At 65.0% G+C, this 14,904-nt stretch carries 13 protein-coding genes; 8 read left to right on the top strand and 5 right to left on the bottom strand.

Annotated elements, in window-relative coordinates; all coding sequences use genetic code 11:
- Nucleotides 1–58 precede the first annotated feature (58 nt).
- The 3 genes from fcl to JEY66_RS16545 form a co-directional block, all read right to left on the bottom strand.
- Nucleotides 59–1,003 carry a GDP-L-fucose synthase gene (fcl, locus tag JEY66_RS16555; RefSeq protein ID WP_026193037.1) on the bottom strand — a complete coding sequence of 315 codons (945 nt, stop codon included), beginning with the start codon at nucleotides 1,001–1,003 and terminating at the stop codon, nucleotides 59–61.
- Nucleotides 984–2,069: a GDP-mannose 4,6-dehydratase gene (gene gmd, locus JEY66_RS16550; RefSeq protein WP_018272660.1), complete on the bottom strand. Its 1,086-nt coding sequence runs from the start codon at nucleotides 2,067–2,069 to the stop codon at nucleotides 984–986. Before gmd ends, fcl begins: the two co-directional genes overlap by 20 nt.
- 143 nt (nucleotides 2,070–2,212) lie before the next feature.
- The gene (locus JEY66_RS16545; protein ID WP_018272661.1) at nucleotides 2,213–2,887 is read right to left on the bottom strand and encodes a Crp/Fnr family transcriptional regulator; all 675 of its coding nucleotides are present in this window, start codon (nucleotides 2,885–2,887) and stop codon (nucleotides 2,213–2,215) included.
- A 411-nt stretch (nucleotides 2,888–3,298) separates the two neighbouring features.
- Here JEY66_RS16545 and JEY66_RS16540 point away from each other — a divergent pair, with 411 nt between their 5' ends.
- The 6 genes from JEY66_RS16540 to JEY66_RS16515 all read left to right on the top strand — a co-directional run bounded on the left by JEY66_RS16540 (nucleotide 3,299) and on the right by JEY66_RS16515 (nucleotide 10,598).
- Nucleotides 3,299–4,120, top strand: a complete 822-nt coding sequence (locus JEY66_RS16540; protein WP_016847995.1) for an ABC transporter ATP-binding protein — start codon at nucleotides 3,299–3,301, stop codon at nucleotides 4,118–4,120.
- Entirely contained in the window at nucleotides 4,117–6,045 is a 1,929-nt protein-coding gene (locus tag JEY66_RS16535; RefSeq protein ID WP_026193038.1) for a long-chain fatty acid--CoA ligase, read from the top strand. The genes JEY66_RS16540 and JEY66_RS16535 overlap by 4 nt, the downstream gene beginning before the upstream one ends.
- Nucleotides 6,046–6,262: 217 nt before the next feature.
- Complete coding sequence (locus tag JEY66_RS16530) at nucleotides 6,263–7,156, top strand: branched-chain amino acid ABC transporter permease (RefSeq protein ID WP_018272664.1); 894 nt, start codon at nucleotides 6,263–6,265, stop codon at nucleotides 7,154–7,156.
- Nucleotides 7,157–7,159: 3 nt separating this feature from the next.
- Nucleotides 7,160–8,233, top strand: coding sequence for a branched-chain amino acid ABC transporter permease (locus JEY66_RS16525; RefSeq protein WP_018272665.1), 1,074 nt, complete (start codon nucleotides 7,160–7,162; stop codon nucleotides 8,231–8,233).
- Between the two features lie 60 nt (nucleotides 8,234–8,293).
- Entirely contained in the window at nucleotides 8,294–9,577 is a 1,284-nt protein-coding gene (locus JEY66_RS16520) for an ABC transporter substrate-binding protein (protein ID WP_026193039.1), read from the top strand.
- 181 nt (nucleotides 9,578–9,758) lie between these two features.
- The gene (locus JEY66_RS16515; protein WP_018272667.1) at nucleotides 9,759–10,598 is read left to right on the top strand and encodes an ABC transporter ATP-binding protein; all 840 of its coding nucleotides are present in this window, start codon (nucleotides 9,759–9,761) and stop codon (nucleotides 10,596–10,598) included.
- Nucleotides 10,599–10,662: 64 nt separating this feature from the next.
- On the opposite strand, the gene JEY66_RS16510 is transcribed toward JEY66_RS16515, so the two are convergent.
- Nucleotides 10,663–11,814: an AGE family epimerase/isomerase gene (locus JEY66_RS16510; protein WP_018272668.1), complete on the bottom strand. Its 1,152-nt coding sequence runs from the start codon at nucleotides 11,812–11,814 to the stop codon at nucleotides 10,663–10,665.
- Nucleotides 11,815–11,909: 95 nt separating this feature from the next.
- Between JEY66_RS16510 and JEY66_RS16505 the strand changes: the two genes are divergently transcribed.
- Both JEY66_RS16505 and JEY66_RS16500 read left to right on the top strand, forming a co-directional pair.
- The gene (locus tag JEY66_RS16505; protein ID WP_018272669.1) at nucleotides 11,910–13,133 is read left to right on the top strand and encodes a phenylacetate--CoA ligase family protein; all 1,224 of its coding nucleotides are present in this window, start codon (nucleotides 11,910–11,912) and stop codon (nucleotides 13,131–13,133) included.
- A 104-nt stretch (nucleotides 13,134–13,237) separates the two neighbouring features.
- Nucleotides 13,238–13,768, top strand: a complete 531-nt coding sequence (locus tag JEY66_RS16500) for an HAD family hydrolase (RefSeq protein WP_018272670.1) — start codon at nucleotides 13,238–13,240, stop codon at nucleotides 13,766–13,768.
- A gap of 35 nt (nucleotides 13,769–13,803) precedes the next feature.
- Here JEY66_RS16500 and JEY66_RS16495 read toward each other — a convergent pair whose 3' ends face one another.
- Nucleotides 13,804–14,901: a DegT/DnrJ/EryC1/StrS family aminotransferase gene (locus JEY66_RS16495; RefSeq protein WP_018272671.1), complete on the bottom strand. Its 1,098-nt coding sequence runs from the start codon at nucleotides 14,899–14,901 to the stop codon at nucleotides 13,804–13,806.
- Between the last annotated feature and the right edge of the window lie 3 nt (nucleotides 14,902–14,904).

The raw sequence follows: 14,904 nt of genomic DNA, 5'->3' as shown, positions 1-14,904 counted from the left end.
CGCGCAGCGTCGCCAAGCCGACAGATATTCTCAGTCGGAGGGCGGGAGGTTCACCGCGTCACTTCGTCTCGCGCAGATAGGCCTGGTACGCGAGGGCGATGCCATCCTCGAGCGAGGTGGTGGCGCGCCAGCCGAGCCTGGCCAGCCGGCCGACGTCGAGCAGCTTGCGCGGCGTGCCGTCCGGGCGCGACGTGTCGAAGCTGATCCCGCCGCGATAGCCGACGGCGGCCGCGACGACGCGCGCGAACTCGGCAATGGTGATGTCCTCGCCGGTGCCGATATTGACCAGTTCGGGCGAGGAATAGGTCTTCATCAGATGAACGCAGGCGTCGGCGAGATCGTCGACATAGAGGAATTCGCGGCGCGGCGTGCCGGTGCCCCACACCGCGACGTTGCCGGCGCCCGAAACCTTGGCCTCGTGGAAGCGGCGGATCAGCGCGGCGACGACGTGACTGTATTCGGGGTGATAATTATCGCCGGGGCCGTAGAGATTGGTCGGCATCACGCTGATGAAATCGGCGCCGTACTGGCTGCGATAGGCCTCCGCCATCTTGATGCCGGCGATCTTGGCGATGGCATAGGGCTCGTTGGTCGGCTCCAGCGGGCCGGTCAGCATCGAATCCTCGCGCAGCGGCTGCGGCGCCAGGCGCGGATAGATGCAGGAGGAGCCGAAGAACATCAGCTTCTCGCAGCCATTGGCGTGGGCCGCCTGGATCACGTTGCTCGAGATCGCCAGATTGTCGTAGAGGAATTCCGCACGCAGCGTGTTGTTGGCGACGATGCCGCCGACCTTGGCGGCAGCGAGAAATACAGCCTGCGGCCGCTTCGCGGCAAACCAGGCGTTGACCGCGGTTTGGTCGCGCAGATCGACCTCGCTGCGCGACACCGTCAGGAGATCGGCCTCCTCGCGCGCCAGCCGGCGCATCAGCGCCGAGCCGACCATGCCGCGATGGCCGGCAACGAAGACCGTCTTGCCCTTCAACTCAAACGCCATGCTTGCCATTGGTCGCGTCCTGCCTAGCCTCGACGAGATCGCTGGCGACCATTTCCTTCACCAGCTGCGCGAACGGCGTCTTCGGCGTCCAGCCGAGCTTGGCGCGCGCCTTGCTTGCGTCGCCGATCAGAAGATCGACCTCGGTGGGGCGGAAATAGGTCGGATCGATCTGCACCAGAGTGTTGCCGGACGCCGTGTCGACACCGACCTCCTCGACGCCCTTGCCGCGCCATTCGATGCTGCGGCCGACCTCGGCAAACGCCAGCTCGACGAATTCGCGGACCGACCGCGTCTCGCCGGTCGCGAGCACAAAGTCGCCGGGCTCGTCGACCTGCAGGATCCTGTGCATGCCCTCGACATAGTCGCGGGCGTGGCCCCAGTCGCGCTTGGCGTCGAGGTTGCCGAGATAGAGCTTGTTCTCGAGGCCAGCCTCGATGCGGGCGACGGCGCGGGTGATCTTGCGCGTCACGAAGGTCTCGCCGCGGATCGGGCTCTCATGGTTGAACAGGATACCGTTGCTGGCGAACATGCCATAGGCCTCACGGTAGTTCACCGTGATCCAATAGCCGTAGAGCTTGGCGACGCCATAGGGCGAGCGCGGATAGAATGGGGTGGTCTCTTTCTGCGGCACCTCCTGCACGAGCCCGTAAAGCTCCGAGGTCGAGGCCTGGTAGAACCGCGTCTCCTTTTCCATGCCGAGGATGCGGATCGCCTCCAAGAGGCGCAGCACGCCGATAGCGTCGGCGTTGGCGGTGTATTCCGGGCTCTCGAAACTGACTTGGACGTGGCTCTGGGCGGCGAGGTTATAAATCTCGGTTGGCCGGATCTGCTGCACCAGGCGGATCAGATTGGTCGAATCCGTCATGTCGCCGTAGTGCATCAGGAACGGCACGTTGCCAACGTGCGGATCCTGGTAGAGATGGTCGACGCGCGCGGTGTTGAGCGAAGACGACCGGCGCTTGATACCGTGGACGATATAACCGAGGCTGAGCAGATATTCGGCGAGATACGCGCCGTCCTGCCCGGTGACACCGGTGATCAGCGCAATGCGCCGTTTTGAATCTTGAGCCGTCATGTCATCTCCAGAGGGCGCGGAACCACGCGGTCCCCAACGAGGCCGGTCTGTAGCAGACAGCCTCTTCCAAGTCTAATGGCATAATCGTTTGAAAATCAGGCCTTTAGAGTGTGCGAAAGTGGTCAAATACGGCCTGGAGCCGGTCACTCCCCGTAATGGCGCAACTTGTCGAGGTTGGTGATGGTCACACCACCATATTCGAGCCGCAACAGCCCTTCCCGCTCGAGCCGCTTCAGGCACTGGTTGGCGTTCTGCCGGGAGATTCCCGATAGCGCCCCGATCTCCTCCTGCGTGATCTCAAGGTGCAGCGTCAGGTCGGGATAGAGAATCGGATTGAACAGCGAGGCGATCGAGCGCGCCAGCCGCGCCGTGGCGTCCAGCGTGCGGCCATATTCGAGCAGCGCGATGAACTGGCCGAGCCGCTCATTGAGCGAGCCGACCAGGAATCGGTTGAAGCCGACGCTGTTCTCGAACAGCCAGACGAAGGTCCGGCGATCCATCATCGCCAGTCGCGTGTCGCGCAGCGCGACCACATCGTAGCGCCGGGGCTCATTCTTGAGCACGGTCCCCTCGCCGAACCACGCGCCTGCGGTGAGGCCCGCGAAACTCGCCGCCTTGCCGCCGCGCGAGACGATGCCCATGCGCGCCAGCCCGGTGACAATGCCGGTCCAGTACTGGAAGTTGTCGCCGCGCATGAAGATGAATTCGTTGGCGCGGTAGGATTTCTCGGAAATGCCGGCGCGCGCGATTTCGATTTCTTGCTCGCTCAGTTCGCGCGACCAGGCCGCGATGCGCCTCAGGTAATCAGCAGCAATCATTCTAGCGACGGCATCCCACCCCAAGATACTGCAACGATATTGCACCGCAGCAACGCCGTGCGCGAAGCCAGGGACCCGGGGCCTGGAATGCCAGCGAAAATTCCTGACCAAATGTCGGGCACATGACAATTCAACCTATCGCTTTCTCGTATTCAGAGCCACCTCGCGTAACGTCGCGCAGCTCCTCGATGGATCGGTGAAGGCGGACGACGCGAGAGACGGGCTTGCAGGCAGGGTGCGGCGTTACCGCGCATGACGCAGGCGATCGGGGCGAGCGATCTCCCGAACGCCGGCATCATTAGTCGGATGGTCTCCCTTCGGCGGCCCATGTAAGATCGAAGTGTAAGATCGAAGCAAGATCGAAGCGAAGATAAAGAGCGCGCCTAAGCGCCCGTATCTGGAGGGAACAGGGTGGCTAATAGTCTCGAGGTGCGCGGAGTCTCATTGCGCTTTGGCGGCGTCCGCGCGCTGACCGAAGTGAGCTTCGGCGTCAACGAGGGCGAGCTGTTCTCCATCATCGGCCCGAACGGCGCCGGCAAAACCTCGATCGTCAACTGTATCTCCGGCCGCTACAGGCCGACCGAAGGCCAGCTGTTCTATCGCGGCCAGGACATTACCGGCCTCAACCCGAACGCGCGGCCCCGGCTCGGCATCGGCCGGACCTTCCAGAATCTCGCGCTGTTCCACCACATGAGCGTGCTCGACAACATCATGGTCGGCCGCCATCACCTCCTGAAGAACAACTTCATCACGGGATCGCTGTACTGGCTGACCGGCGCGCGCCGCGAGGAGCTGGAGCACCGCCGCAAGGTCGAGGAGATCATCGACTTCCTCGATCTGCAATCGGTGCGCAAGGCGACCGCCGGCACCCTGCCCTACGGCTTGCGCAAGCGCGTCGAGCTCGCCCGCGCGATGGCGCTCGAGCCGCAACTGATCCTGCTCGACGAGCCGATGGCCGGCATGAACTTCGAAGAGAAGGAAGACATGGCGCGCTACATCGTTGATCTCAACGAAGAGTTCGGCATGACGGTGATGATGATCGAGCACGACATGGGCGTCGTGATGGACATCTCCCACCGCGTCATGGTGCTCGATTTCGGCCGCAAGATCGCCGAGGGCGATCCGGCCACCGTGCTCGCCGATCCCCATGTCAAGCGCGCCTATCTCGGCGAGGAAGACGAAGTGCTGGTCGACCCCGACGACAAGCCGGCGGTGCGGGAGAGTGCGGCATGATGGACTATGCCGGTCGCGCCGCGCAGGCCGACACCTTTCCCAAGATGCTGCGCCTGAACGCGAAGGAACACGGCCAAGAGATCGCGCTGCGCGAGAAGGATTTCGGGCTGTGGCGCGAATTCACCTGGAACGACTACCAGACCCGCACCCATGATTTCGCGCTCGGCATGGTCGAGCTCGGGCTTGGCGGCGGCGACGTAATCGGCATCATCGGCGACAACCGGCCGGACTGGGTCGCCGCCGAAATCGCGGCCCACGCGATTGGCGCGATGAGCCTCGGCCTCTACCGGGACGTGTTGGACGAGGAAGCTGCCTATCTCCTGACCTATGGCGAGGCCAAGCTGGTCTTCGCCGAGGACGAGGAACAGGTCGACAAGCTGCTCGGCCTGGCCGATCGCGTGCCCCACCTCAAGCACATCGTCTATTCCGACCCGCGCGGCATGCGCAAATACGACGATCCGCGATTGATGGAGGCGAGCAAGCTCGTTGCGCTGGGCCGCGATCGCGCCGCGCGCGAGCCTGGGCTCTACGAACGGCTGGTCGACGCCACTGATGGCGAGGACGTCGCGATCCTCTGCACCACCTCGGGCACGACAGCCAATCCGAAGCTCGCGATGCTGTCGGCCGGGCGCGTGCTGCGGCACTGCGCGACCTATCTCGCCTTCGATCCGAAGGGGCCGGACGACGAATATGTTTCGGTGCTGCCGCTGCCCTGGATCATGGAACAGATCTACGCGCTGGGCAAAGGGCTGCTCTCCCGGATGAAGGTCAACTTCGTCGAAGAGCCCGACACCATGATGCACGACTTCCGCGAGATCGCGCCGACCTTCGTGCTGTTCGCGCCGCGGGTCTGGGAATCGATCGCGGCCGACGTCCGCGCCGGGGTGATGGACGCCTCGCCGTTCAAGCAACGGCTCTACGACCTCGGCATGAAGACCGGGCTGGCGGCGCTTGCCGAGGGCAAGCGCTCTGTTTTCGCCGACCAGCTGCTGTTCCGCGCGCTGCGCGACCGGCTCGGCTTCACGCGGCTGCGCTCGGCGGCGACCGGCGGCGCGGCGCTCGGGCCGGATACCTTCAAGTTCTTCCAGGTGATGGGCGTGCCGCTGCGCACGCTGTACGGCCAGACCGAGCTGCTCGGCGCCTATACGCTGCATCCCGAAGGCAAGGTCGATCCCGACACCACCGGCGTGCCGATGGCCGACGACATCGAGATCCGCATCGACAATGCCGACGTCAACGGCGTCGGCGAGATCGTGGTGCGGCATCCCAACATGTTCCACGGCTATTACAAGAACCCCGAAGCCTCGGTCGCCGACATCAAGGACGGCTGGATGCATTCAGGCGATGCCGGCTACTACAACGATAGCCGGCAGCTTGTCGTGATCGACCGCATCAAGGATCTCGCCGAGACCTCGCGCGGCGAGCGCTTCTCGCCGCAATATATCGAGAACAAGCTGAAGTTCTCGCCCTATGTCGCCGAAGCGGTCGTGCTCGGCGCCGGCCGCGACGCGCTCGCCGCGATGATCTGCATCCGCTACTCGATCATCTCGAAATGGGCGGAGAAGAACCGGATCTCGTTCACGACCTACACCGACCTGTCCTCGCGGCCCGAGGTCTATGCGCTGCTCAAGAAAGAGGTCGAGACGGTCAACGCCACCCTCCCGCCTGCGCAGCGCATCTCGCGCTTCCTGCTGCTCTACAAGGAGCTCGATGCCGATGACGGCGAGCTGACCCGGACCCGAAAAGTCCGCCGCGGCGTCATCAACGAGAAATACGCCGACATCATCGATGCGATCTACCGCGGCAAGGCCAGCATCCCCGTCGACACCGTGATCCGCTTCCAGGACGGCTCGACCCAGCGCGTCCGCACCACGCTCGAGGTCGTCGACCTCGGCCGCGCCGTGCTCGCGGAGGCCGCGGAATGACTGTGTTGCGCGACCAGGGCGCGGTGCTCATGAATGTGTCCTCTCCCCTTGTGGGAGAGGGCTACACCGCCAGTCGACACGAACTCGCTTGGGTGAGGGGTACCCTCTCCACGATCCCGATGCGGAGACAACCCCTCACCCGGCTTAGCTTTGCGAAGCCACCCTCTCCCACAAGGGGAGAGGGTGCTGGCGCCGCAGTTCGGAGCGACCGCACCCCATGAACACCCAGTTCCTGATCCAGCTGATCGTCAACGGCCTCGTGGTCGGCACGCTTTACGGCGTGGTCGCGATGTCGTTCGTGCTGATCTACAAGGCGACGCAGGTCGTGAACTTCGCGCAGGGCGAATTGCTGCTGGTCGGCGCCTGGGTGTGCTGGGCGCTGCTGACGAAATATCAGGTGCCGTTCTGGGTCGGCATGCCGATCACGCTGGTCTTCATGTTCATCTTCGGCATCGCGATCCAGGTCGTGATCCTGCGTCCGATGATCGGCGAGCCGATCATCTCCGTGATCATGGTGACGATCGGCCTGTCGACGGTGTTCCAGGCCGCGCTGAAGTGGATCTTCGGCGTCAACCCGCAGCCGTTCCCGCGCGTGTTTCAGAGCCAGTCGATCAGCCTGTTCGGGCTGCAGATCCAGACCGTCTATGTCATGAGCCTCGTGGTCTCGCTCGCCATGATGGTCGGCATGGCCTGGTTCTTCCGCGCCTCCAAGTATGGCCTTGCGATGCGCGCCACCGCCTTCAACCAGCAGGTCGCGCAGTCGCTCGGCATTTCCGTCAAGAACGTGTTCGCGATGGCGTGGGCGATCTCGGCCACCGTCTCGGCGGTCGCCGGTGTCGTGGTCGCCGTGGTCAACGGCGTGTCGTCCGGCCTCTCCGCCTACGGCATCAAGGTGTTTCCGGCGGCGATCCTGGGCGGACTCGACTCGGTCGGCGGCGCCGTGCTCGGCGGCATCATCATCGGGCTATTGGAAAACGTCGCCCAGTATGTCGACAGCCAGTACCTGCACTGGGGCAATCTCTACGAGATCGCGCCGTTCTACGTCTTGATCATCATCCTGATGATCAAGCCGTACGGCCTGTTCGGCACCAAGGATATTGAGCGGGTCTGATCAATGGCGACAAGCACACTCATCCCCTCGGGCGATTTCCGCACCAGCTACGCGGCCGACACCACGATTTTCCCGACCGCAACCAGCCGCAATTTCGCGATCCTCGGCATCGTGCTGGCCTGCTGCGCGCCGATGCTGCTGTCCAACTACCTGCTCTCGATCGCGATCCAGGTCGGCATCTTCGCGATCGCGGCCCTCGGCCTCAACGTCCTGGTCGGCTTCACCGGCCAGATCTCGATCGGCCACGCCGCGTTCTTCCTATTCGGCGCGTTCACCTCGGCCTACATCTCCAACAACGCGCCGATCCCGGTGTTCTTCGCCATCCCGCTCGCCGGCGTCGTCACGGCGCTGGTCGGCCTGATCTTCGGCGTGCCGGCGGCGCGGCTGAAGGGGCTCTATCTCGTGATCGCGACGCTGGCGGCGCAGTACATCTTGCTCGACTTCTTCTCGCGCGCCGAATGGTTCTCGGGCGGCTCGGTGCCGGCCAGCGCCAACCCGTTCTCGATCTTCGGCTACACCCTGCGCGGCGACCGGCAGTATTTCTACGTCGTGCTCGCCTACATGGTGATCAGTTATCTCCTGGTCACCAATCTGATGCGCACCCGCGACGGCCGCGCGCTGGTCGCGATCCGCGATCACTATCTGTCAGCCGAGATCATGGGCATCAACCTCACCAAGTACCGCACGCTGTCGTTCGGGCTTGCCGCCTTCTTTGCCGGCATCGCCGGCGCGCTCTACGCGCACTATCAGCTCGTGGTCTCGCAGGAAGGCTTTGGCATCGAGCGCTCGGTGCTGTTCCTCGCCATGGTCATCATCGGCGGCACCGGCTCGGTGATGGGCACGCTGATGGGCACGGCCTTCGTGGTGCTGCTGCCGGAATCGATGGAATGGCTGAGCGCCTGGCTGAAGGGCGGTGCCATCGACAAGGCGCTGCAGCTCAACAACAACATCACCTTCCTGCGCGAGATCGCGATCGGCCTGATCATCATCGGCTTCTTGATGTTCGAGCCCGACGGCCTCGCGCATCGCTGGCGGCAGATCAAGGCCTACTGGAAGCTCTACCCGTTCTCGCATTGACGCAAGGCACGGAACGCAACTCAAAATTCGGTTCAACGAATAAGCAGGAGGAAAGAAAAAATGACGATTAGATCCCTTTTGAGCTCGGTCTCCCTTGCGCTGCTGATCGGCAGCGCGGCCGCCACTGCGCAGGCGCAGATCGCCATCGGCCATCTGCAGGACCTCTCGGGCGGCACGTCCGACGTCGGCACCCCCTATGGCCAGGGCGTCGCGGACACCTTCGCCTGGGTCAACAAGAACGGCGGTATCGGCGGCAAGCAACTCAATGTCGACAGCAACGACTATGGCTACCAGGTGCCGCGCGCCATCGCGCTGTACAAGAAATGGTCGGCGCCCGACGGCAAGGTCGCGGCGATCATGGGCTGGGGCACGGCGGATACCGAGGCCCTCACCGGCTTCCTGGCGCAGGACAAGATCCCGGACATCTCCGGCTCCTACGCCGCCGCGCTGACCGATCCGGAAGGCACCAGCGGCAAGGCCAAGCCCGCGCCGTACAATTTCTTCTACGGTCCGAGCTATTCGGACTCGATGCGCGCGATGCTGACCTGGGCCGCCGAAGACTGGAAGGCCAAGGGTAAGCCCGGCAAGCCGAAATTCGTCCACATGGGCGCCAACCATCCGTATCCGAACGCGCCGAAGGCGGCCGGTGAGGCGCTGGCGACCGAGCTCGGCTTCGAGGTGCTGCCGCCGCTGGTGTTCGCGCTGTCCCCCGGCGACTACTCGGCGCAGTGTCTCAGCCTGAAAAGCTCCGGCGCGAATTATGCCTATCTCGGCAACACGGCGGCCTCGAACATCTCGGTGCTGAAGGCCTGCAAGACCGCCGGCGTCGACGTCCAGTTCCTCGGCAATGTCTGGGGCATGGACGAGAACGCGGCGAAGACCGCCGGCGATGCAGCCGACGGCGTGATCTTCCCGCTCCGCACGGCGGTGAGCTGGGGCGGCAACGCGCCCGGCATGAAGACGGTGATGGAAATCTCCAAGATGTCCGACCCGTCCGGCAAGGTCTATCGGCCGGTGCACTACATCGCCGCGGTCTGCAGCGCGCTCTATCTGAAGGAAGCGCTCGACTGGGCTGCCAAGAACGGCGGCGCCACCGGCGAGAACGTCGCCAAGGGCTTCTACCAGAAGAAGGATTGGGTGCCGGCCGGCATGGACGGCGTCTGCAATCCCTCGACCTGGACCGAAAAGGATCACCGCCCGACCACGAAGGTCGACCTGTATCGCTCGAAGATCTCGGGCGCGACCGACGGCGACATCAACGACCTGATGGGCAAGGGCACGATCAAGCTCGAGAAGGTGAAGACCGTCGACCTGCCGCGCAAACCCGAATGGTTTGGCTGGTGAGGTCGTGGGGCTGCCACCCAGCGCAGCGTCGACAACAATCGTCATCCCCCGCGAAAGCGGGGGATCCAGTACGCTGCGGCCTCTCGATTGATCGCCGGCGCCTCTGGAATCCTGGGTCACCCGCTCGAGTGCGCAGTTGCGCACGAAACGCGGGTGACGACAGTGGAGAGTGATCGAGACCATGAACGAAACCCTCGAAGCCACCCGCCCGGGGCCGACGGCCGTCCCGCCGCCGCCACTGCTCAGCATCAACAACATCGAGGTCGTCTATGACGACGTCATCCTGGTGCTGCGCGGCCTCAGCCTCGAGGTGCCGAAGGGCGCAATCGTCGCGCTGCTCGGTGCCAACGGCGCCGGCAAGTCGACCACGCTGAAGGCGATCTCCGGCCTGCTCAAGACCGAGGACGGCGAGGTCACCCGCGGCGAGATCCTGTTCGAGGGCCAGCGCATCAACGGCATCGATCCGGACAAGATCGTCCGCCGCGGCATCTTCCAGGTGATGGAAGGCCGCCGCATCGTCGCCGACATGACGTCGCTGGAGAACCTGCGGCTCGGCGCCTTCACCCGGCGCGACGGCGAGGTCTCCGATGACATCGACATGGTGTTCAAATATTTCCCGCGCCTGAAGGAGCGCACCGGCCTCGCCGGCTATCTCTCCGGCGGCGAGCAGCAGATGCTCGCGATCGGCCGCGCGCTGATGGCGCGCCCCAAGATGATCCTGATGGACGAGCCGTCGATGGGGCTGTCGCCGCTGCTCGTCAAGGAAGTGTTCGCGATCATCAAGGAGATCAATCGCGACCTCGGCGTCACGATCCTCCTGGTCGAGCAGAATGCGCGCGCCGCGCTGTCGGTCGCGAGCCACGGCTACATCATGGAACAGGGCAAGGTCGTGCTCGACGGCTCCGCCGACGAGCTGCGCGACAACGAGGACGTCAAGGAATTCTACCTCGGCGGCGCCGGCGATCAGCGCAAGAGCTTCAAGAACCTGAAGAGCTTCAAGCGGCGCAAGCGCTGGCTGTGAGGATAGTGAGCGTTTTCAGGCGGAGTTGCGTGTGCAGAAAACGCGTCAGACCAGGAAGGCGGTTCTATCCGAGCACCTGCTCGGCTTCAGTGACCGCGCAAAGCACATGATAGAACGACGACGCCGGGATCGTGGCGACCAGCGAATTGCCGTCGCGGTCGAACTGATCGTACCAGCCGCCGGTCACGGGATGGCTGAGATAATGCCGCTCGAGCAGCACCAGCGCAGCGCGCGCCTCGTCCGCCGCGCCGGCTTCGCCCGACTCGGCCTGCGCGATCCAGGCCTTCGCCAGCTCGCTCTGCGGCCACAGCCGCCGGGTGTGGCGGCGGATGTTGCCCTCGGCGTCGCCCTCGTCGACCAGGCAGCCGGTGGCCGCGTCGCGATAGCGCAGCGCCGATGCCAGCAACTCGCCACGCGGGCGCCCGGTCGGGCAGCCGGTGATGCGCTCAAATCCCTTCAGCAGCCAGACCCATTCCGCGAGGTGGCCGGGCTCGACGCTGACCGGCGGGATCTTCGACCAGTCCTCCTCGAAATACTCGCCGAGGGTTCGCGTCTGCTTGTCGTAGAGGCTGGCCAGGAACAGCGCGAAGAAATCGCCAGCGCGGTTCTGGAACGACAAATCGTGGGTCGCATCGAAGCAGGCGATCATCGCCTCGAACAGGTGCATCTGCGGGTTCTGCCGGCGCGGCATCGAGGGCGGCAGGCCTTCGTGGAAGCCGCCATGGGGCGAGCGCAGCTGGGTGTCGAGGAACGACAGCAGCGCGTCGATCTCGGCGCGGATCTGGGCGTCCTGGTCGAGGCCGTAGACGGTCGCGAGCGCGAGCAGCACGAAGGCATGGCCGTAGGTGTCGCGCAGCGGATCGTGCACGCCGCCCTCTGCGGTCAGGCTGTGGACGAAGCCAGGCCGGCCGTCCGGCGCCCTGGCCTTGGCCAGCAGGTAGTCCAGCCCCTTCAGCGCGATCGCACGTCCTTCCGGATACCAGCCGAGCTGGGCCGCCTTGGCGTAGCAATAGATCTGGCGCGCCTGCACCATGATCCGGCGCGGGGCGGCGTGATCGGCTGTCCCGTCCTGGTGCAGCCGGTCGACAAAGCCGCCGGCGGTGCTGTCCCAGCCCGCGGTCGACCACAGCGGCAGGGCCTCGCCAATGATGCGGCGCTTCAGCCTCGCGACGACGTCGGCGGCCTCGTCCGCCGCAACGCTCTCTGCCTCAGCCATCGTGCTCCCTGGAACCGTCCCAATGTCAGCCGTCACCGTCTGATAGCACGGGCGGACCGGCACGCAACCCGCGCACATCCTCTCAAGGACCTGCCATGACCGACCATTACGACGCCCTTGAAACGCGCGATCCGGCCGAGCGCGAGGCCGCGTTGTTCGCCCGGCTGCCCGAGGTGCTGCGCAAGGCGATGGCGGCGCCGGCCTATGCCAATTTGCTGAGGGGCGCCGATCCCGGCTCCATCACCAGCCGGGAGGCGCTGGCCGGGCTGCCGGTGCTGCGCAAGTCGGAACTGCCGGCCCTGCACAAGGCCGCCCCGCCGTTCGGCGGCTTCGTGGCCGACAAGCCCGGCTCGTTCGCCCGGCTGTTCACCTCGCCCGGACCGATCTTCGAGCCCGAGGGCCGCCAGGCGGACCCCTGGCGCGGCGCCCGGGCGCTGTTTGCGGCAGGCTTTCGCGAGGGGGATGTGGTGCTGAACACCTTCAGCTATCACCTCACCCCCGGCGGCTTCATCTTCGATGCTTCCGCGCGGGCGCTCGGCTGTGCGGTGATCCCGGCGGGCCCCGGCAATACCGAGCAGCAATTCGAACTGATCGAGGCCTATCGCCCGGTCGGCTATAGCGGCACCCCGGACTTCCTGAAGATCCTGCTCGACGCCGCCGCTACCGCCGGCCGCGACGTATCCTCGATCAAGCGCGCGCTGGTCTCAGGCGCGGCATTTCCGAAATCGCTGCAGGAGGAGATGAAGTCGCGCGGCGTCGAGGCCTATCAGGCCTTCGGCACCGCCGATCTCGGCCTGATCGCGTTCGAGACGGCGGCGCGCGAGGGGATGACGGTCAACGAGGACCTGATCCTGGAGATCGTCAAACCCGGCACCGGCGATCCCGTCGCGGCGGGTGACGTCGGCGAGATCGTGGTGACCTCGCTCGATCCGCACCATCCCTGGATTCGCCTCGCGCTCGGCGACCTGACCGCCGCCCTGCCCGGCGCGAGCCGGTGCGGGCGCACCAACATGCGCATCAAGGGCTGGATGGGCCGCGCCGACCAGACCACCAAAGTGAAGGGGATGTTCGTTCGCCCCGAGCAGATCGCGGAGATCGGCAAGCGCCATCCCGAGCTTGGACGGATGCGCCTTGTCGTCACGCGCGCCGGCGAGGCCGACGTGATGACGCTGAGAGCCGAATGTGCCTCGGCGCCGGATGCCCTGTTGAGCGAGGTTGCAGCGACGCTGCGTGCAGTCACCAAGCTGGGGGGCACCGTCGAACTCGTCGGCACCGGCTCGCTGCCGAACGACGGCAAGGTGATTGCGGACGAGCGATAACCGTCGAGACCACACGGGGCATGATCGGTCAACATTTGTCGCGCGCGGCGTTGTGAACTATTGAGCTAGCTCATGCCTCGTGGAGACGGACGGATCATCACCTCATGAGCAGCGCTTCCGGAGATCAGCCGCGAAGGCCGGCCGTGTTCTTCGATCGGGACGGCGTCCTGAACCAGGACATCGGTTACCTGTTCGAAAGCCACAGGCTGGTCTGGATCAACGGCGCGCGCGAGGCGGTCAAGGCTGTCAACGACATGGGGTATTTTGCGTTCGTCGTGACCAACCAGTCGGGCGTCGCAAGGGGTCTCTACGAGGAGACACACGTGCGGCGGCTTCACGACTGGATGGCCGATGAGCTCGGCAGGATCGGCGCGCATATCGACGCCTTTGAATACTGCCCGTTCCATCCTGAAGGGACGGTTGAACGATATCGGCAGGTCAGCCACCGCCGCAAACCGGCGCCGGGCATGATCAATGATCTGCTGGAACGCTTTCCGGTCGACGTCGAACGCAGCTTTCTGGTCGGCGATCAGCCGACGGATCTCGAGGCGGCACGTGCGGCCGGGCTGAAGGGCTACCTGTTCTCGGGATCCAATCTGGAAAAGTTCCTGAGGCCCCTGCTGCTCGGGAGCTGAAGACCACAGCGTCAGGCGCGTGGTCGCGATCGCGATCAGAACTTCCGGATCAGCTCGATCACCTCGTCCTGCTGCTGGCGCGTGATCTCGGCGAACATCGGCAGCGAGAGAATCCGGCCCTGATCGCGATGCGCGTTGGGGAACTGCTCCGGCCGATGCTCGAACCGAGCATAAGCCGGCAGGAACGGCAGCGCGGTGGGATAGTTGATGGCGGTCTGCACGCCGTTGGCGTTGAGATGGGCGGCGAGCGCGTCGCGGCGCGGATGCCTGATCGTGTAGAGGTGATAGACGTGGCTGCGTGCCGGCGCGACCTCGGGCACCACGACATCCTCGATCTGGTTGAGGCCGCCATCATAGACCTCGGCCGCGGCCTGCCGGGCCTCGGTCCAGGCGGCAAGATGCGGCAGCTTGGCGGAGAGGATCGCCGCCTGCATGCCGTCGAGCCGGCTGTTGATGCCTTCGATGTGGTGCTGGTGCTTCACCAGTCCACCATGGCGCGCCAGCATGGCCATCTGCTCGGCGAGGGCCGCGTCGTTGGTGACGACCGCGCCGGCATCGCCCATCGCGCCGAGATTCTTGCCGGGATAGAATGAATAGGTCGCGGCCGCGCCGAAGGTACCGACCATGCGGCCCTTGTAGCGCGCGAGGTGGGCCTGGGCGCAATCCTCGATCACCCACAGCTTGTGCTTCTGCGCGATCGCCATGATCGCGTCCATATCCGCGGGCTGGCCGTAGAGATGCACCGGGATGATGCCGACCGTGCGCGGCGTGATCGCGGCCTCGATCGCCGCCGGATCGATCGTGAACGTGGCCTCGTCGGTGTCGCAGAATACGACGGTGGCACCGGAATGGGTGATCATCGCCGCGGTCGAGATCCAGGAATGCGCCGTCGTGATCACCTCGTCGCCCGGCTTCACCTTCAGCGCCCGCATGGCGAGGTAAAGCGCGTCGGTGCCGTTGGCGCAGGACACGCAATGAGCGACCTCGGCCGCCGCTGCAAATTCGCGCTCGAAGGCGTCGACATAGCTGCCGCGAATGAAGGCGTTGTCGCGGATCACGCCGGCGATCGCAGCGTCGATCTCGCCCTTGATGGACTGGTATTGCAGTTGCAGGTCGGCATACGGCACCGCCATCGA

Source organism: Bradyrhizobium elkanii USDA 76 (assembly GCF_023278185.1).
Classification (GTDB): Bacteria; Pseudomonadota; Alphaproteobacteria; order Rhizobiales; family Xanthobacteraceae; genus Bradyrhizobium; species Bradyrhizobium elkanii.
The sequence above is the reverse complement of the archived record's forward strand: the minus strand, read 5'-3'. Positions and strand labels throughout refer to the sequence as shown.